The organism is Devosia sp. T2-14 (genome assembly GCF_055397495.1).
This window is the reverse complement of record NZ_AP027921.1, coordinates 1,230,022-1,248,853: the sequence shown is the minus strand read 5'-3', so window position 1 is coordinate 1,248,853 and position 18,832 is coordinate 1,230,022. Positions and strand designations below refer to the sequence as shown.

Sequence of the window (18,832 nt, the reverse complement as noted above, 5' to 3'; positions counted from 1 at the left end):
GCAGATTTCTGCAAGATTTCTTGCTGTTTGCTTCACATGAAGCGAGCGGCGAGCTGCAGCAGCGTCGCGGCTCCATCCGACCAGAGATGATCCATGCCGGGGACGATGCGGGTCTCGGCCTGGGGCAGCTGCGCGCGATAAAGCGCGAGGTGGTCGACCGGCACCGTATCGTCGGCGTCGCCGTTCAGCATGATGCAGGGGAGAGCGCCAAGTTGCCCGGCGGCGCCGGAGGGCAGGGCGAACTCCTGGGCGCTCCAGCCGCCCGCGCCCCAATAGGGAGCGGCAGCGGTGATCACGGCGTGCAGGTTTATAGGCTCGGGATTGGCGCCGAGCCATTGCAGCAGGGTCGAACCGCCCAGCGAATGGCCGATGGCCACGAAGGGCTGGGTTTGCCGCTGCAAGGCTGCACCAATGGCGGGAAGCCAGCTTGCGGCGCTGGGATCATCGGCCTGCGGCATGGCAGGCGCCTCGATGGTGACGCCGGGCGCGGCCTGCTGCCGGAGGGCGGCGACGAGGGCATCGCTGGCCCCCAGGCCTGCGCCCTGGATGAGGAGGATGTGGACCATGTCAGCAATCCCGTCCCGTCAAAAGAAAAGGCCCGGATCGCTCCGGGCCTTCGTTTTGTGCAGCGGCCTATTCGGCGGCGGCTTCGTCGGACTTGACGATTTCCTTGCCGGTTGCCTGGTCGACAACCTTCATGGAGAGGCGGACCTTGCCGCGCTCGTCAAAGCCGAGCAGCTTGACCCAGACCTTGTCGCCTTCCTTGACCACGTCGGTGGTCTTGGCAACGCGGGCTTCGGCCAGCTGGCTGATATGCACGAGGCCGTCCTTGGCGCCGAAGAAGTTCACGAAGGCGCCGAAATCGGCGGTCTTGACGACGGTGCCCTGATAGATGGCGCCGACTTCGGCTTCATCGGTGATCGACTTGATCCACTTGATGGCCGCATCGATCTGCGAACCGTCCGAGGAGGCGATCTTGATGGTGCCGTCGTCCTCGATATTGATCTTGGCGCCGGTCTTTTCGACGATCTCGCGGATGACCTTACCGCCGGTGCCGATCACTTCGCGGATCTTTTCGGTCGGGATCTTCATGGTTTCGATGCGCGGAGCGAATTCGCCCACTTCCGAACGGGACGCGGTGATGGCCTTGGCCATCTCGCCCAGGATGTGGATACGGCCGCCCTTGGCCTGTTCCAGAGCGATCTTCATGATCTCTTCGGTGATACCGGCGATCTTGATGTCCATCTGGAGCGAGGTGACGCCGGCTTCGGTGCCAGCCACCTTGAAGTCCATGTCGCCGAGGTGATCTTCGTCACCGAGAATGTCGCTGAGAACAGCAAACTTCTCGCCTTCAAGGATCAGGCCCATGGCGATACCGGCAACCGGACGCGCCAGTGGCACGCCGGCATCCATCAGCGCCAGCGAGGTACCGCAGACGGTCGCCATCGAGGACGAACCGTTGGATTCGGTGATCTCGGACACGATACGGATCGTGTAGGGGAACTCTTCGACCGACGGACGGATCGGGTTGATGGCGCGCCATGCGAGCTTGCCGTGACCGATTTCGCGACGGCCCGGGGAACCCATGCGGCCAGCTTCACCCACCGAGTATGGAGGGAAGTTGTAGTGCAGCAGGAAGTTCTGCTTGGTGGTGCCTTCGAGCGAGTCGATGAACTGCTCGTCTTCACCGGTGCCCAGGGTCGCAACGACCAGGGCCTGGGTTTCACCACGGGTGAACAGGGCCGAGCCGTGGGTGCGCGGCAGAACGCCGACTTCCGACACGATCGGACGGACGGTCGAGAGGTCGCGGCCGTCGATGCGCAGACCGGTATCGAGCACGTTCCAGCGCACGATCTTGGCCTGCAGGGTGTGGATCACTTCGGCAAGGGCTTCGCCGGAGACTTCGCCAGCTTCGATCTTGGCAGCAAAAGCTTCCTTGACCTTCTTCTTGGCGGCATCAACCGCAGCGTAGCGGTCTTCCTTCTTGGTGATCTTGTAGGCGGCGCGCAGGTCGGCTTCGGCAACCTTGAGCACTTCGGCTTCGAGTTCCGAATAGTCCGGAGCCTGGAAGTCGCGGGGTTCCTTGGCGGCCAGCTCGGCCAGCTTGATGATGGCGTCGATAACCTTGCGGCTTTCGGCATGGCCGAACATCACGGCGCCCAGCATGATTTCTTCGCTGAGTTCCTTGGCTTCCGATTCCACCATCAGCACGGCGTCTTCGGTGCCGGCCATGACGAGATCGAGCTTGGATTCCGAGCGACGGTCAACGGGCAGGTTCAGCACGTATTCGCCATCGACGTAACCGACGCGGGCAGCGCCGATCGGGCCCATGAAGGGCACGCCCGAAATGGTCAGGGCCGCGGAGGCGGCAACCATGGCCAGCACGTCCGGGTTGTTTTCCATGTCGTGCTGGAGGACGGTAATGACGACCTGGGTTTCGTTGCGGTACCCATCGGGGAACAGCGGGCGGATCGGACGGTCGATCAGGCGCGAGACCAGGGTCTCGTTCTCGGTCGGACGGCCTTCACGCTTGAAATAGCCACCCGGGATCTTGCCGGCGGCAAAATACTTTTCCTGGTAGTTGACGGTCAGCGGGAAGAAATCGACGCCGGCCTTGGCAGCCTTGGCGGAAACCACGGTGGCGAGCAGGACGGTTTCGCCCAGGGTCGCCAGCACGGCGCCATCGGCCTGGCGGGCGATCTTGCCGGTCTCGAGCGTGAGCGGCTGGCCGCCCCAGTTCAGCTCGACCTTGTGATGATCAAAATTGATGGTGGTCATTGTTTCGTCTTTCCATTCTGCCGGTGAGCGGTAACGCAGGGGCGTAGGACATCCCGCGAACTCAAGTCCGGTGCACCCGCACCCATCGGCACACCCCATGTGTGACGCGGGCTCAAAATCAGGCGCGGTTTCGGTCTGGCGACGACGAAACATGGGCAAGACAACAAGCCGCTCCCCAGGATGAACCGGGCCTCACGGGGTCAAAACCAAGAGCTGATTTTGCAAGCGTGAGGCGGTCTGGAGCGGCCAATAATCCTGCCATGCTCCGGCATTCGCCGGTCTACGCATCGAGACTGTTCGCCAATTCAGCGAATTTGCAGACGGTCCCATACAGCCACGCCCGTTTCCGTATCGACGGACATCTGCGGGGCAAGAGTGGAAGCGGGGCAGAGCCCCGCAACCACAATTCAGTTGCGCACGACTAGCGGCGCAGACCGAGACGTTCGATCAGGGCCTTGTAACGGGCGTCGTCAACCTTCTTGACATAGTCAAGCAGGCTGCGGCGGGTCGATACAAGCTTCAGCAGACCGCGGCGGGAGTGATTGTCCTTGCCGTGACCCTTGAAGTGTTCGGTGAGGTTGGCAATGCGCTCGGACAGGATTGCAACCTGAACTTCCGGAGAACCGGTATCGTTCGGCTTGATTGCATATTCCTGGATGAGTTGGCTCTTGCGCTCGGGCGTAATCGACATCGGAGTATCCCTTTAATGGAGGATTGGGTCGCCCCGGCCAGGATGTCGTCCAGGCGGGGCCGTGAAAATGCCCGGGCCAGAGGTCCGGGACAGGCGTCCCTATAGTGCAAAGCGGGCCGGAACGCCAGAATTTATTGGGATTGGGCCTTTTGGGGCGGGGCGGGCGGCGCACGTGCTCGTGGTTCGAGGCGCGTGAAGAATGCGCACCTCACCATGAGGGCTACTCTTCACTTTGCGCTTCAGCAGACCTGGTGGTGGGGCGGGAGCGCAGCGACCCTCAAACCACGAGGCGGGGCAGAGGGGACACCCCTAATATTTCGCGCTGGCGTCGCTGGCGGGAAAGCTCTCGTCGAGGGCTTCATCCTGCTGGTCCCATTGGGTGGGCTTGTCGGCCTGGGATTCCTTGCCGGCATTGCGGACCTGCACGGGGGAATCCTTGGGGCCGGGCTTCTTGCCGTGTTTCATGGCGGCGGCGTCGTCGGTCTTGCGGGGCTGGGGCATGGCAAAAACCTCCTTTGGGAAAGAAACCCCCGGCGGGGCGGCATGGTTGCAGCCAGCAAGCGCAGACGCTTGGAGTCTTGCCCTCTCCTCTGCTAAAGACCCGCCATGACCGAGACCCGCGCCAATACCAAGAAGCTGTTCATCAAGACCTATGGGTGCCAGATGAACGTCTATGACAGCGACCGCATGAGCGATGCGCTGGCCCCGCATGGCTATGAAACCACGCTGGACATGGCGCAGGCGGACCTGGTGCTGCTCAACACCTGCCACATCCGCGAAAAGGCCTCCGAAAAGGTGTTTTCCGAGCTGGGGCGGCTCAAGGAATTGCAGAATGAACGCCGGGCGCTGGGCGGCGACGTGATGATCGGCGTGGCCGGCTGCGTCGCGCAGGCGGAAGGCGAGGAAATCGCCCGCCGCGCCCCGGTCGTCGACATGGTGTTCGGGCCGCAGGCCTATCACAAGCTGCCCGACATGCTGGCGCAGGCCGAGGCGCAGCGGCACCTGCATCCCTCGCTCAAGCGCGCGGTGATCGACACCGACTTCCCCGAGGAAGACAAGTTCGAGCACCTGCCGGCGCCCAAGAAGGAAGTGACCATCAAGCGCGGGCTGACCGCGTTCCTGACCGTGCAGGAAGGCTGCGACAAGTTCTGCAGCTTCTGCGTGGTGCCCTATACGCGCGGCGCCGAAGTCAGCCGGCCGGTGAGCCAGGTGCTGGCCGAGGCGCGCGGGCTGGTCGATGCGGGGGTGAAGGAAATCACCCTGCTCGGGCAGAACGTCAACGCCTATCACGGGCTCAATGACAGCGGGCGCGCCGTAGGACTTGGCGAGCTTGCCTATCTGCTGGCGGGGATCGATGGGCTGGAGCGGCTGCGCTACACGACCAGCCATCCCCGCGACATGGATGACACGCTGATCGATGCGCATCGCGACCTCGATATCCTGATGCCCTATCTGCACCTGCCGGTGCAGTCGGGCTCGGATGCCATTCTCAAGGCGATGAACCGCCGCCATACCGGCGCGGAATACATGGCCATCATCGAGCGCATCAAGGCGGCGCGGCCGGACATGGCGCTTTCGGGCGACTTCATCGTCGGCTTCCCCGGCGAAACCGACCGGGACTTCGAGGACACGCTGAAAATCATCGCCGACGTCGGCTATGCCTCGGCCTATTCGTTCAAATATTCGACCCGCCCCGGCACGCCCGGCGCCAATCTGGACGGCCAGGTGCCCGAAGAGGTCAAGAATGAACGCCTGTGGCGGCTGCAGGACCTGGTCAATGCCCAGACCACCGCCTTCCACGCGAGCTGCGTCGGCAAGACGCTGCCGGTGCTGATCGAACGCCCCGGCCGCATGGACGGCCAGGTCGGCGGACGCTCGCCCTATCTGCAGGCGGTGCATCTGGAGGGATCCACCGAGCTGATCGGGGCGATCCACCAGGTGGAGATTATCGGCACGAGCACCAATTCGCTGGTGGGACGGCTGGCGGCGGTCGCCGTATAGGCACCCAACACCGGTGTTGCCCACGGGCTTGACCCGTGGGCCTCTCGCCAGGCGGCGCGTGTTGATATGGCCCGCGGATCAAGTCCGCGGGCAGCGATTGTGGGGTGGCCACATCGGTGCGCGGGCTTGTCCTTGTCCACGGCAGTCACAATATTGCTACAGACACCGGCCGCAAATCGGCCTAGCCTCGAAATGTATCCGCGGCGCAAGCCCGCGTCGCGCTAAGCGTGGAGCATCCCCAGTTTGAGCAGGCATTTGTCACCGACCGCAGACAACGCACTCGCATCGCAACTCGAACTTGCTTTTGAAGATAACCGCCTCGCTGCCCAGCTGTACGGCGACTTCGACCAAAACCTGGCCCTGATCGAACAGCGGCTCAAGGTCACGGCAACGCCGCGCGGCAACCATGTGCTGGTCAAGGGTGGCGCCACCTCGGTCGATCAGGCCCGCCGGGTGCTCGAATCGCTCTATGCCAATCTCGAAGAAGGCCGCACCATTTCCATGTCCGATGTGGATGGCGTGATCCGCATGATCGAGACCGAGGACAGCCAGCTGACGCTGCCCACGCTCGAGCGCAAGGGCAAGGTGCGCATGGCCCAGATCGCCACGCGCAAATCCACCATCGTCGCGCGCACCCCCTCCCAGGACGCGTATATGCGCGCCATGGAGCGGAGCGAACTGGTGTTCGGCGTCGGCCCGGCCGGTACCGGCAAGACCTATCTGGCCGTGGCGCATGCCGCGAGCCTGCTTGAGCGCGGCGACATCAACCGCATCATCCTCAGCCGCCCCGCCGTGGAAGCCGGCGAGCGCCTGGGCTTCCTGCCCGGCGACATGAAGGAGAAGGTGGACCCCTATCTGCGCCCGCTCTACGACGCGCTCTATGACATGATGAAGCCGGAAAATGTCGAGCGCTGCATCGCCTCGGGCATTATCGAAGTGGCGCCGCTGGCCTTCATGCGCGGGCGCACGCTGTCCAACGCCGTGGTCATCCTCGACGAGGCGCAGAACACCACATCGATGCAGATGAAGATGTTCCTCACCCGCCTGGGCGAGAATTCCAAGATGATCGTCACCGGCGACCCGACCCAGGTCGACCTGCCGCGCGGCGAGAAATCGGGCCTGGTGGAAGCGGTGCATCTGCTCGATGGCGTCGAGGGCGTGCATATCACCCGCTTCAACGACAAGGACGTGGTGCGCCACGCGCTTGTCGGGCGCATCGTGCGGGCCTATGAAGCCGACACGGCCAGACGACTGGCCGAGAAGGCTACTGAAGGAATATCGCGCTGACTCAATTGCCGCTGGAAATCGCCGTCATCCGCAACGACGACGCTTGGCCCGAGGATCTCGATTCGCTGGCCGAGCGTGCAGTTCTGGAGGCGCTCAAGCATGCCAAGCCCAAGGTGAAGGGCGCGGCGGAACTGTCGATCCTGCTCACCAATGACGAGGAGCAGCAGGAGCTCAACCAGCAATGGCGCGGCAAGGACAGCTCCACCAACGTGCTGAGCTTCCCCCAGATCGAGCCGTTCGGGCCGGTGGAGGGCCTTTTGGGCGACATCACGCTGGCGCGCGAAACCCTCGAACGGGAAGCAGCCGAGCAGGGCACCAGCTTCACCGATCACTTCACCCATCTGGTGGTGCATGGCTTTCTGCACATTTTAGGCTATGATCACCTGACGGATGCCGAGGCGCTTCAGATGGAGAGCCTGGAAACCCAGATTTTGGCAAGCCTTGGGGTCGCTGACCCCTATGCCGACTAGGGTGGGAACCATTATGGTCCCGGCGTATTCCCGTTATGAGGACAGATAGCCGCGCATTTGCGGCGAGAGATCATGAACGACAGCGACAGTAGTTTGGGCCCGACAGCGCCCGCCAACAATCCCGAACCTCCTTCTAGCACCGCCTCCGTGCCAGCACGGGGGCCAACGATCTGGAACCGGATCAAGGCGATGCTCGCCCGCAGCACGGTTTCATTGCGCGACGACCTGCAGGTCGCGCTCGACGAACAGGGAAGCGCCGAGGCTGCGGACTTCTCCGAAAGCGAGCGCACGATCCTGCAGAACGTGCTGAAGCTCTCCAACGTGTCGGTCGGCGACGTGATGGTGGAGCGCAGCGACATCCAGGCCATCGAGGCCGATGTGAACCTGGGCACGCTGATCGCCCGGTTCCGCCAGGTGCGCCATTCGCGCCTGCCGATCTATGACGACAATCTCGACAACATCGTCGGCTTCATCCACGTCAAGGACGCGCTGGGCAAGATCACCGAGCCGGTGACGGACCCCGAAAAGGAAGTGCCCGTCAAGCTGGTCTCCACCGTGCTGCGCCAGAAGATCGGCAAGCTCGACATCAAGCGCGACGCCATGTTCGTGCCCACCTTCATGCCGGTGGGAGACCTGTTGCAGTCGATGCGCGCCAGCCGCGTGCACATGGCGATCGTTGTCGACGAGTATGGCGGCACCGATGGCCTCGTGACCATCGAGGACCTGCTCGAAGTGGTGGTCGGCGAGATCGAGGACGAGCATGACGAGCTCGCCGCCGCGCTGATCCGCAAGGTGGGCGAGGACACTTATATTGCCGATGCCCGCGCCGAGCTGCGCGACGTGCGCACCATGCTGGGCCCCGATTTCGACCCCGGCGAGTTTGCCGAAGAGGTGGAAACCATTGGCGGGCTGGTGTTCGACCTGGCCGGGCACGTGCCCAAGCGCGGCGAGAAGGTAACCCGGCTTGCCGGTTTCGACTTCGAAATCCTGGCCGCCGACAGCCGCCGCATCAAGCGCCTGCGGATCCGCCGCAAAAGCAACGGCGCGCCGGCCGAGCCGCTGGCCATCACCGACCAACGCAGCGAAGCCCAAAAAGCCGCCGCGGAATGAGACTGAAAGCCCGGGGTGACCCGGGCTTTTTTGGTTTTGGGTGGTGCACGCCTCCTGGTTCGAGGCGCCAAGAGGCGCGCCTCACCATGAGGCTACTGGGCGAGGGTGGGAACTTTGGGGTGCAACACACTGATGCTGCCCGCGGACTTGATCCGCGGGCCACTCTCATTTTGCGCGGAGGCGAGGGGCCCACGGATCAAGTCCGTGGGCAGCGCCGGTGAGAGGGGAGAAGAGGGGCTCTGCCCGGAATGACGTGCGAGGCGGCGGTCCGCGCATGGATTCCGGCCTGCGCCGGAATGACATCGGGGAGGGGGCGCAATGGGATCATTCCACCGGGTCACCCCGGCCTTGAGCCGGAGCCCTGCCTGGGATGGCGGAGCCGACGAACCACGGGAACGGAGGGATTTCAGGATGGATCCCGGCTCAAGGCCGGGATGACATCGTGGGTGGGGAGACGGCGAGGGCGGAACCGCCCCAAAACAAAAGGCCCAGGGATTGCTCCCGGGGCCTTTGGCTTGCTGCTAACTTGTGGCCATTCGAGCATAGCTCTCATGGCTTTGATCGCCAAAATCGCTCCACTGGAGCGATTTTTCCTGCGGCCGCGCTCAAACCTGCTGCACGGACTCGACGCCCGGGACGAAGTGGCGGAGCAGGTTTTCGATGCCGCTCTTGAGGGTGGCGGTGGAGGAGGGGCAGCCCGAGCAGGCGCCCTGCATGTGCAGGAACACGGTGCCTTCCTTGAAGCCCTTGAAGGTAATGTCGCCGCCATCCATGGCAACGGCCGGGCGCACGCGGGTGGCCAGCAGTTCCTTGATCACTTCGACGGTTTCGCTGTCTTCTTCCTCGAAGAATTCATCGACCTCGTCGAAATTGGCCACGTCAACGCCGCCTTCCACGATCACCGGCTTGCCGGAGAGGAAGTGGTCCATGATGACGCCGAGAATGGCCGGCTTGATATGGGCCCAGTTGGTGTCGTCCTTGGTGACCGAAATGAAATCGGAACCGAGGAAGACGCCGGTGACGCCGGAAATGCCGAACAGGCCCTGCGCCAGCGGTGAATTGACCGAGGCTTCGAGGCTGCGGAAATCGCGCGGTTCGCCAACCAGAACATCGCGCCCCGGCAGGAACTTGAGGGTCGCCGGATTGGGCGTGGCTTCGGTCTGGATGAACATCTTGGCTGCCTGCGGATGGAATTAGAACGTTTCTAAAATAGCTGTTCTGGCGGCGCGCGCAAGTGCTTTTGCGGCGAATGGTCCCATCGTGGCGCGGGGCCAATATGCGCTAATCACATAACATGATCAAAACATTCAGATATATCGGGATTCTCGAGGGGCTCACCACCCTCGCTTTGTTCCTCGTCGCCATGCCCGCCAAATACTGGTTCGGCTTTCCCGATCTCGTGCCGCCGGTGGGGATGATCCACGGGCTGGCCTTTGGCATCTATATCCTGGCCATGGTGATCTGCCTGTGGGGCAGGGGCTTTACCGCGTGGGAATGGACCCGCACCACAGTGGCTTCGTTTTTTCCGTTCGGGACGTTTTTGAACGATGGGCTGCTGAAGCGGAAGCAACTGGCGGCGGCCGCCGCCTAGGCGGCCGTGGGATCGGGGCTCCCGGACCCCCTCCTAGCCTCTCCCTGGTAGGGGGAGGGACAGATAGTGCGTGGGGAGGGGCTGGAGCCACTCGACCATAGGTCTCGTGGCCTTCTCGCCTTAAATCGCGCCACTGGCGCGATTTACCCGGTGGGACGGCTCGAAGCTTAGCAGATCGCAATAATCTCTTCGTCGCTCATGCGGCCGGGGACGATGGTCAGCGGGATGGGCAGGGCGTTGGAGCGGCCGGCGAAGTGGGTAACCAGCGGCCCCGGGCCCTCGCCGGCAGTGGACGCCGCCAGCACGAGGATGGCAATGTCGCGGTCCTGCGCGATGACGCGCTCGATCTCCTCGGCCGGCTCGCCCTCGCGGATCACCGACTCGCTGCGCACGTCACCGATATCGCGGATGCGCGCCAGGCGCGCATCGAGATTGCGTTCGGCCTCCTCGACGGCCTCGGCGCGCAGCACGTCTTCAACGCCGAGACCGATGAATTCGGGCTTCTGGATCACCGACATCAGCACCACGGTGCCGCCGGTGCGCTTGACGCGATAGGCGGCAAAGGTGAGCGCGCGCTCACATTCGGTGGTGCTGTCGATGACGACGAGGAACTTCCGCTTGTATTCGACCTGCGAAACCAAAGGCGCCTCCAGAAAACCCTGCGCGAGCTAGCGAATGAAGCCGACGATAGACCGGACATCGACCATTGTCGCCTCGGCAATGGCGCGGGCGCGTTCGGCCCCGTCACGCAGGATGGCGTCGATGGTGGTGGTGTCCTCGATCAGGCGGCGCATTTCATCGGCCATCGGGGCCAGCTGAGCCACCGCCAGATCGGCCAGAGCCGGCTTGAACGTGCCCCAGCCCTTGCCGCCGAATTCGGCAATGACGTCGGCCTTGGTCTTGTCGGACAAGGCGGCATAGATGCCCACGAGATTGTCGGCTTCGGCGCGGCCGGCCAGGCCTTCCACGGTCTCGGGCAGGGGCTCGGGATCGGTGGTGGCCTTCTTGATCTTCTTGGAAATGGCATCGGCATCGTCGAGCAGGGAAATGCGCGATTGGTCGGACGGATCCGACTTGCTCATCTTCTTGGTGCCATCGCGCAGGCTCATGATGCGGGTGGCCGGACCGGCAATCAGCGGCTCGGTGATGGGGAAGAACTCGCCATCGTTCTGGCCCAGCGCCGCGATCGACTTGGCATAATCGTTGTTGAACTTGGCGGCGATATCGCGCGTCAGTTCGAGATGCTGCTTCTGGTCATCGCCCACCGGCACATGGGTGGCCTTGTAGAGCAGGATATCGGCGGCCATCAGGCTGGGATAGGCGAACAGGCCCAGCGAGACATTCTCGGAATTCTTGCCGGCCTTGTCCTTGAACTGGGTCATGCGGCTCATCCAGCCCATGCGCGCAATGCAGTTGAACACCCAGGCCAGCTCGGCATGCTGGATCACCTGGGACTGGTTGAAGATGATCGAGCGCTTGGGATCGACACCGGCCGCGATGAAAGCGGCGGCCACTTCGCGGGTGGCGCGACGCAGGTCATCGGGGTCCTGCCAGACGGTGATCGCGTGCATGTCGACGACGCAGTAAATGCATTCATGCGTTTCCTGCAGAGGAACAAACCGGCGGATGGCGCCGAGATAATTGCCGAGATGCAGGTCGCCGGAAGGCTGGATGCCGGAGAAGACGCGATCAGTGAAGGACATAATCTTCGCATAATTTGTGATTCAGGACCCTCGTTTTATATCGCGGGCGACATAATGGGAACCGGCTGTTGCGCGGTCAGCCGCGGCGGCGCAGGCGGCTGAGCAGGGTGCGCAAGTTCTGGGCGCCGCTGAAGTGGATCAGCGTGAAATAGAGCGCCACGCCGAACCCGACCAGCAAAGCCAGCACGCCCGCCTGCTCCCAGAGCGGGCGGCCGCTGGCCAGATGCGCCGCGCCGCGCTCGGCCAGCAGGTAGAGCGACAGGCCCATCAGCAGGCTCACCAGGATGATCAGGCCATGCTTGAGCCACTCGGCGCCGCTGAGCGCGAAATGGCCGCGCCGCGCCAGGAAGACCGCCAGCAGAACCGCATTGAGCCAGGCCGAGGCCGAGGTGGCGACGGCAATGCCGACATGGAGATATTGCGGGAACAGCAGCAGCGACAGGCCAATATTGGCGACCACCGAAATGCCTGCAAAAATGGTGGGCGTGACGGTATCCTCGCGGGCAAAATAGCCTGGCTGCAGCACGCGGATCAGCACATAGGCGGGCAGGCCGGTGGAAAAGGCGATCAGCGCCTGCGCGGTATAGGTGGTAGCCAGCGCATCGAAGGCACCGCGCTCGAACAGCACCCGCACGATCGGCTCGGCCATGGCGATCAGCGCCGTGGCGGCAGGCATGGAGAGCAGCATGGCGATCAGCAGGGACTGATCCTGGGTAGCGCGAGCCTGCACTTCGCGGCCGCCCTTGAGGTGGCGGCTGAGCTCGGGCAGCAGCACGGTGCCGATGGCAATGCCGATAATGCCCAGCGGCAACTGATAGAGCCGGTCGGCATAATTGAGGATGGAAATGGCATTGTCGGCGCCCGAGGCGATGATGGTGCCGACGAAGATGTTGATCTGGGTAATGCCGCCGGTGAGGATGGCCGGAATGGCCAGCACCCAGAAGCGCCGCACTTCCGGATCGACGCGCGGCAGGCGGAAGGCGGGCAGGAAATCGGCGCGCTTGATGGCCGACCAGACCAGCGCCAGCTGGGCGATGCCGCCCGCCATGGTAGCAAAGGCCACCCAGCTGGCGGCGCCCGGGGGATCGGCGACCCAGAAGGTCACCAGCGGGATCATCGCGGCGATATTGACGATGTTGAGGATGACCGGCGCGAAGGCGGCGGCAAAGAAGCGGCCGAGCGAGTTGAGGATCGCCCCATAGGCCGCCATCAGCGACATGCAGGCCAGATAGGGGAACATGATGCGCGTCAGCAGTACGGTGAGGTCGAACTTTTCGGGTTCGTCGACAAAGCCGGGCACGAAGACGACCATCAGCTGCGGCATGAAGATTTCGGCCAGGATGGTGACGACCACGAGCATAGCGACGAGCCAGGCCATGATGCGCGAGGCCAGATCGAGCGCCGGTTCTCGCCCCTGCTGCTCCAGCGCGCCCGAAAACAACGGCACGAAGGCAGTGTTGAAGGCGCCTTCGGCAAACAGGCGCCGGAACAGGTTGGGAAAGCGGAAGGCGGCAAAGAAGGCGTCGGCGGCAGGGCCGGTGCCGAGCACGGCGGCCATCAGCGCATCGCGGGCAAAGCCGGCAACGCGCGAGACCAGCGTCAGGCCGCCCACGGAGAGGAAATTGCGGTAAAGACTCATTGGGGGGCACGCCCTCGCGGTTCGGGGGCTAGCTTGGCACTACCCATTGCCCAGCTTCTCCGAGCGGGGCTGGAAGACGCTCATCAGGGCGTCATGAATCTTGCGCTGGCGCGGCTTGCTCATGATCTTCTGGCCGGTCAGGTCGGTGACGTAGAAGACGTCGACGGCCTTTTCGCCATAGGTGCCGATATGGGCCGAGCCGATGGTCAGGCTGAGATCGGCGATCTGGTGGGTCAGCGAATGCAGCAGGCCCATGCGATCGAGGCCCGAGACCTCGATGACGGTGAACTTTTCCGACAGGGTATTGGAGACCAGTACCTGGGCGGGCAGGGCAAAGGGCTTGAGGCGCTTGTTGTGGCGCGATTCCTTGCCCAGATCGATCAGGATCTGCCGCTTGCCCTGCAGCAGCTGCCGCACCGTATCGATGATGCGGGTGGCGCGGACCTTTTCATCCTCGTCGGAGGTGAAGGAGCGGCGCAGCCGGAACGTATCGATGGCGCGGCCGTCGCGGGTGGAGAAGATCTGCGCGCCGATGATGGAGGCATCCTGCATGGTGCAGGCACCGGCGATCAGCGAGAGCAGGCGCGGATGGTCGGGCGTATAGAAGCTGACCTCGGTAATGCCCTCGAAAGCCTTGACCCGGATCGACCCGGCAAAGGCGTCGCCGGCCTGATCGGCATGGCGGATCATGCGGGCGTGCTCCACCTGCAGTTCCGGCTCGGCGCGCAGCCAATAGTGATCGTAGTGGCGCGCGATATACGCGGAGACATCGTCCTGCGGCCAGCTCAAGAGCGCCTCGGCCAGCTGATGCCGCGCCGCCTCGATGCGGTCGGAATGGGTGACCTGGCTATGGCCGCCCGAGAGCAGGGGCTCGGTGGCGTAGTAGAGGGCGCGCAGCAGGCTCCCCTTCCAGCCGGTCCAGACGCCGGGGCCCACCGCGCGAATATCGCAGGCGGTGAGGATCATCAGCAAAGCCAGCCGCTGGGGCGACTGGACCACATCGGCAAAGGCCTTGGCGGTTTCGGGGTCCTGGATATCGCGCGCCTGGGCGATCTCGCTCATCAGCAGGTGGTATTCGATCAGCCAGGCGACGGTGTCGGTTTCGGCGGCGGAGAGGCCAAAGCGCGGGCAGAGTTTGCGCGCGATTTTTGCGCCAGCCTGGGAATGGTCTTCGGGGCGCCCCTTGGCGATATCGTGCAGGAACAGCGCCACATAGAGCAGGCGCGTATCGTTGAGCTGGGGCAGCAATTCGTGGGTCAGCGGCAGCTCGTTGCGCAGGCCCCCATTGGCGATCTGCGCCATGACGCCGACGGCCCGGATCAGATGCTCGTCCACCGTATAGTGGTGGTACATGTTGAACTGCATCAGGGCGACAATCTTGCCGAAATCGGGCACGAAGCGGCCGAGCACGCCGCTTTCGTTCATCTGGCGCAGGATGCGTTCCACCGATTGAGGATCGGTGAGGATGGTCAGGAAATAGTCGTTGGCGCGCCGGTCATTGCGCAGCTTGTTGTCGATCAGGCGCAGCGAGCGGGTGATGACCTTGATGGCGTCGGGGTGGAACAGCAATTGCTCGCGCCCGGCCACCAGGAAGATGCGGATAAGGCTGACCGGGTCTTTTTCGAACACGTCGGGACTGGCCAGGTTGAGCCGGCCGGTATCGAGCACGAAATCGGTCTCGCCCTTGATCTTGCTGCGGCCCGAACGGAACGGGGCCAGCACGCGCCCGACGATATCCATGTCCTTGGCGTGGTTGAATTCGAGGCTGGCGCAGATGATGCGGGTGAGATCGCCCACATCCTTGGCGACCAGAAAGTAACGCTTCATGAAGCGCTCGACGCCCAGCATGCCGACGCGCTGGGCATAGCCCATGCGCTCGGCCAATTCGGGCTGCATGTCGAAGGTGAGCTTTTCCTCGGCGCGGTGGGTGACGAAATGCAGGTGGCACCGCACCGCCCACAAGAAGTCCTCGGCGCGCGAGAACAGCCGGTATTCGGCGGCCGACAGCACGCCCTTGCCGACCAGCTCCTGGCTGGTCTTGACCTGGTAGAAGTATTTGCCGATCCAGAACAGGGTATTGAGGTCGCGCAGGCCGCCCTTGCCGTCCTTGATATTGGGCTCGACCACATAGCGGGTATTGCCCATGACGCGGTGGCGCTCGTCGCGCTCGGCCATCTTGGCGGCGATGAATTCGGGACCCGTATTGGGCATGATCTCGGACGCGAAGCGCTCGACGAGCTGGCCGAAGAGGGTCTTGTCGCCGGTGAGATAGCGCGCTTCCAGCGTTGCGGTGCGCACGGTCATGTCGGCGCGGGCCATGCGGATGCATTCCTCGACCGAGCGGACAGCGTGGCCGACCTTCTGGCCGAGATCCCAGAGCATATAGAGGATGTATTCGGTGACCTGCTCGCCCCAGGGGGTCTGCTTGTAGGGCAGGATGAACAGTAGGTCGATGTCGCTGCCGGGGGCCAGCGTGCCGCGGCCATAGCCACCGACAGCCGAAAGGGCGATGGCCTCGGCGCCGGAGGGATTATCGACCGGATAGACGCGGCGGGTGGCAAACAGGTGCAGCGCGGCGATGATTTCGTCCTGCGCATTGGACAGGTTCTGCGCGCAGCGCGTGCCCTTGCCGGTGGCGAGCAGTTCGGCTTCGGCCTGCTTGCGGGCCTCGGCCAGGGTCTGGCGCATATGGGCCAGGACGGCCGCGCGGGAAGCGGCGGATTTGGGCGCTTCGGAATCAATGACCGCGTCGAGTTCGCCGAGCAGCGTCTCGGCTGATTTCAGGACGAAGAGCGGTTTTCGCGGTTTTACCTCAGCTTCGGCGAGCGTCATCGCGGATTTTCTTCAACTCGTAGAGCGCTTCAATCGCTTGCTTGGGGGTCATTTCGTCGGGTCGGACGGCGTCGAGTGCAACGTGCAATGGGTCTGGTCCGGCTGCCGGGGCGGGCTGCTGATGCGCGAAAAGTGGCAAATCGTCTAGCACGCTGGCCTTCTGGCTGGAAGAGGCCGTTCCCGCCGAGCGCTGTTCGAGCACGGTCAAAACCTGCCTTGCACGGGCCAGGACCGGTTCGGGCAAGCCGGCCAGCCGCGCCACCTGTATGCCATAGGAGCGGTCGGCGGCGCCGGGGCCCACTTCATGCAGGAACACCACGTCGCCCTCCCACTCGCGCACCTTCATGGTGACGTTGCTGACCCGGGACAGGGTCTTGGCGAGGGAGGTAAGCTCATGGAAATGCGTGGCAAACAGCGCGCGGCAACCGGTGGTTTCGTGCAGGGCCTCGACGGCGGCCCAGGCGATGGAAAGGCCATCGAAGGTGGCGGTGCCACGGCCGATCTCGTCGAGCACAACCAGCGAACGGCGGGTGGCGCGATTGAGAATGGCAGAGGTTTCGACCATTTCGACCATGAAGGTGGAGCGGCCATGCGCGATATCGTCGCTTGCCCCGACGCGGGAGAAAACCCGGTCGATGACGCCGATATGGGCCGAGCTGGCCGGCACGAAGCTGCCCATCTGCGCGAGGATCGCGATCAGCGCGTTCTGGCGCAGGAAGGTCGACTTACCGCCCATGTTCGGGCCGGTGACCAGCCAGAGGCGGCCGCCGCCGCTGGCCTCGTCGCCGGAGAGATCGGCGTCATTGGCGACAAAGCTGTGGCCCTCGGCGGTGACCATATCTTCCACGACGGGATGGCGGCCGCCCTGGATGGCGAAGGCGAGGGAATTGTCGATCTCGGGGCGGGTATAGCTGCGGGTGGCGGCCAGATGGGCGAGCGCCGTGGTGACGTCGAGCTCGGCCAGCGCATCGGCAAGGCCCCGCAGCGCATCGGTCAAAGCCAGCACATCGGTGCGCAGCCCGGCGAAGACGCGCAGTTCGATCTCGAGCGCGGCCTCATGGGCCCTAGCGATGCGGCCTTCGAGATCGGCCAGTTCGGTGGTGGTGAAGCGCATGGCATTGGCCATGGTCTGGCGGTGGATGAAGGTCTGCCGGTGCGGCTCTTCGAGCAGCTTGCCGCCATGGTTGGCGGGGACCTCGACGAAATAGCCCAGGACGCCATTGTGCTTGATCTTGAGGGAGCGGACGTCGGTTTCCTCGATCAGCCGGGCCTGCAGCGCCGCCACCACGGCGCGGGTTTCGCTGGCGAGGGCCCGTTCGCCATCGAGAGTGGCGTCATAGCCCTTCCGCACAAAACCGCCATCGCGGCTGAGGAGCGGCAATTCATCATCGAGCGCCAGCGCCAGCTCGGAGGCCAGCGGCAAGGGCGCGGCGGCAAGGGTGGCGGCCAGGCGCGCCAGAACCGCCGGCACATCGGGAAGGCGGGCAAAATGAGTGGCCAGCACCGTCGCGGCGCTAACGGCGCGGCCGATGGCAGCAAGGTCGCGCGGGCCACCGCGATCCAGCGCGAGGCGCGTCAGGGCGCGGGCGAGGTCGGGCACCGATTTCAGATCGGCCCGCAGGCGGCCATTGAGCAGGGTGTCGTTGGCGAGCAGGCCCACCGCATCGAGCCGCTCATTGATGGCAGCGGCATCGGCCAGCGGGGAGGCCAGGCGCGCGGCCAGCAGGCGCGAGCCGGGCGCGGTGACGGTGAGATCGATGACCTGGCGGAGCGAGCCGCGATGCTGGCCGCGCTGGGTCTGGTGCAGCTCGAGGCTGGAGCGGGTGGCCTGATCGATCGCCATATGGCGGCTGGCGCTATCGGCGCGGGGCGCGCGCAGAGCAACGCCGACGCCCTTCTGGCTGTCGCTGATATAGGCCAGCATGGCGCCCAGCGCCGAGCGGGAGGCGCGCGACAGGGCGGTGGGATCGAAATCGCCGGCCGGGAAGGCGGCGCGCAGGGTGGCGGCAGCCGCTTCGCTGTCAAAGCTCTCGGGCGGGGCGGCATGGGCAATGCTGGCCCAGCTGGGGGCAAACAGGTGCCGTTCGACCAGGGCAGCGCGGGTGGCGTCAGTGAGCAGGAATTCGGCGGGGTCGATGCGGGCCAGTTCGTCCTGCACCTGCTCGGCACTGAGATCGGCGGTAAAGGTCTCGCCGGTCGACACATCGGCCCAGGCGAGGGCGAAATCGGTTTCCCCGTGCCGCACCATGGCGAGGGCGGCGAGGAAATTGGAGCGGCGCGCATCGAGGTGATCGTCCTCGGTCAGCGTGCCGGCGGTGATCAGGCGCACCACTTCGCGCTTCACCACCGATTTGGAGCCGCGCTTCTTGGCTTCCTTGGGGTCTTCCACCTGCTCGCAGATGGCGACGCGATGGCCCAGCTTGATCAGCTTGTTGAGATAGTCGTTGGCGGCGTGGATGGGCACGCCGCACATGCCGATATCCTGGCCCAGATGCTTGCCGCGCTTGGTCAGCACGATGCCAAGGGCGGCGCTGGCGATCTCGGCGTCCTCGAAGAACAGCTCGTAGAAATCGCCCATGCGATAGAACAGCAGATAGCCGGGATTAACCGCCTTGATCTCGAAATACTGCGCCATCATCGGCGTCAGCGCCGGGGCAAGCGCGGGTTCGATAGGCGACTGGTCCATCAGCATACAGGTCTCGGCAAGGGAGCCGAGACCTTATGCAATTT

The 18,832-nt window shown here is 64.2% G+C and carries 15 protein-coding genes; 5 read left to right on the top strand and 10 right to left on the bottom strand.

What is annotated here, in order from left to right:
- Positions 1-32: 32 nt before the first annotated feature.
- The 4 genes from ACZ5WT_RS06195 to ACZ5WT_RS06180 all read right to left on the bottom strand — a co-directional run bounded on the left by ACZ5WT_RS06195 (position 33) and on the right by ACZ5WT_RS06180 (position 3,970).
- Positions 33-566 (bottom strand): alpha/beta hydrolase, encoded by a 534-nt coding sequence (locus ACZ5WT_RS06195; protein WP_464286510.1) that lies wholly within the window; start codon positions 564-566, stop codon positions 33-35.
- A 67-nt stretch (positions 567-633) separates the two neighbouring features.
- Positions 634-2,778: a polyribonucleotide nucleotidyltransferase gene (gene pnp / locus ACZ5WT_RS06190; RefSeq protein ID WP_464286509.1), complete on the bottom strand. Its 2,145-nt coding sequence runs from the start codon at positions 2,776-2,778 to the stop codon at positions 634-636.
- Between the two features lie 421 nt (positions 2,779-3,199).
- On the bottom strand, positions 3,200-3,469 hold the full coding sequence (gene rpsO / locus ACZ5WT_RS06185) for a 30S ribosomal protein S15 (RefSeq protein ID WP_464286508.1): 270 nt from the start codon (positions 3,467-3,469) through the stop codon (positions 3,200-3,202).
- A 309-nt stretch (positions 3,470-3,778) separates the two neighbouring features.
- Positions 3,779-3,970: a hypothetical protein gene (locus ACZ5WT_RS06180; RefSeq protein WP_464286507.1), complete on the bottom strand. Its 192-nt coding sequence runs from the start codon at positions 3,968-3,970 to the stop codon at positions 3,779-3,781.
- Positions 3,971-4,075: 105 nt separating this feature from the next.
- Between ACZ5WT_RS06180 and miaB the strand changes: the two genes are divergently transcribed.
- From miaB to ACZ5WT_RS06160, 4 genes are all read left to right on the top strand, one after another.
- Positions 4,076-5,470, top strand: a complete 1,395-nt coding sequence (miaB, locus tag ACZ5WT_RS06175; RefSeq protein ID WP_464286506.1) for a tRNA (N6-isopentenyl adenosine(37)-C2)-methylthiotransferase MiaB — start codon at positions 4,076-4,078, stop codon at positions 5,468-5,470.
- A 255-nt stretch (positions 5,471-5,725) separates the two neighbouring features.
- The gene (locus ACZ5WT_RS06170) at positions 5,726-6,757 is read left to right on the top strand and encodes a PhoH family protein (protein WP_464286505.1); all 1,032 of its coding nucleotides are present in this window, start codon (positions 5,726-5,728) and stop codon (positions 6,755-6,757) included.
- On the top strand, positions 6,754-7,227 hold the full coding sequence (gene ybeY, locus ACZ5WT_RS06165; RefSeq protein WP_464287155.1) for an rRNA maturation RNase YbeY: 474 nt from the start codon (positions 6,754-6,756) through the stop codon (positions 7,225-7,227). Before ACZ5WT_RS06170 ends, ybeY begins: the two co-directional genes overlap by 4 nt.
- 189 nt (positions 7,228-7,416) lie before the next feature.
- The gene (locus ACZ5WT_RS06160) at positions 7,417-8,337 is read left to right on the top strand and encodes a hemolysin family protein (RefSeq protein WP_464286504.1); all 921 of its coding nucleotides are present in this window, start codon (positions 7,417-7,419) and stop codon (positions 8,335-8,337) included.
- A 605-nt stretch (positions 8,338-8,942) separates the two neighbouring features.
- On the opposite strand, the gene ACZ5WT_RS06155 is transcribed toward ACZ5WT_RS06160, so the two are convergent.
- Positions 8,943-9,509: a NifU family protein gene (locus ACZ5WT_RS06155; protein WP_464286503.1), complete on the bottom strand. Its 567-nt coding sequence runs from the start codon at positions 9,507-9,509 to the stop codon at positions 8,943-8,945.
- A gap of 122 nt (positions 9,510-9,631) precedes the next feature.
- On the opposite strand from ACZ5WT_RS06155, the gene ACZ5WT_RS06150 reads away from it, so the two are divergent.
- Positions 9,632-9,928, top strand: coding sequence for a DUF3817 domain-containing protein (locus ACZ5WT_RS06150; protein WP_464286502.1), 297 nt, complete (start codon positions 9,632-9,634; stop codon positions 9,926-9,928).
- A gap of 167 nt (positions 9,929-10,095) precedes the next feature.
- Here ACZ5WT_RS06150 and ACZ5WT_RS06145 read toward each other — a convergent pair whose 3' ends face one another.
- From ACZ5WT_RS06145 to mutS, 5 genes are all read right to left on the bottom strand, one after another.
- Positions 10,096-10,569 carry a universal stress protein gene (locus ACZ5WT_RS06145; RefSeq protein WP_464286501.1) on the bottom strand — a complete coding sequence of 158 codons (474 nt, stop codon included), beginning with the start codon at positions 10,567-10,569 and terminating at the stop codon, positions 10,096-10,098.
- A gap of 27 nt (positions 10,570-10,596) precedes the next feature.
- Positions 10,597-11,631: a tryptophan--tRNA ligase gene (gene trpS / locus ACZ5WT_RS06140; protein ID WP_464286500.1), complete on the bottom strand. Its 1,035-nt coding sequence runs from the start codon at positions 11,629-11,631 to the stop codon at positions 10,597-10,599.
- A 76-nt stretch (positions 11,632-11,707) separates the two neighbouring features.
- Positions 11,708-13,270, bottom strand: a complete 1,563-nt coding sequence (gene murJ, locus ACZ5WT_RS06135; RefSeq protein ID WP_464286499.1) for a murein biosynthesis integral membrane protein MurJ — start codon at positions 13,268-13,270, stop codon at positions 11,708-11,710.
- A 39-nt stretch (positions 13,271-13,309) separates the two neighbouring features.
- On the bottom strand, positions 13,310-16,102 hold the full coding sequence (locus tag ACZ5WT_RS06130; protein WP_464286498.1) for a [protein-PII] uridylyltransferase: 2,793 nt from the start codon (positions 16,100-16,102) through the stop codon (positions 13,310-13,312).
- Positions 16,083-18,788 carry a DNA mismatch repair protein MutS gene (mutS, locus tag ACZ5WT_RS06125; RefSeq protein WP_464286497.1) on the bottom strand — a complete coding sequence of 902 codons (2,706 nt, stop codon included), beginning with the start codon at positions 18,786-18,788 and terminating at the stop codon, positions 16,083-16,085. Before mutS ends, ACZ5WT_RS06130 begins: the two co-directional genes overlap by 20 nt.
- Positions 18,789-18,832 lie beyond the last annotated feature (44 nt).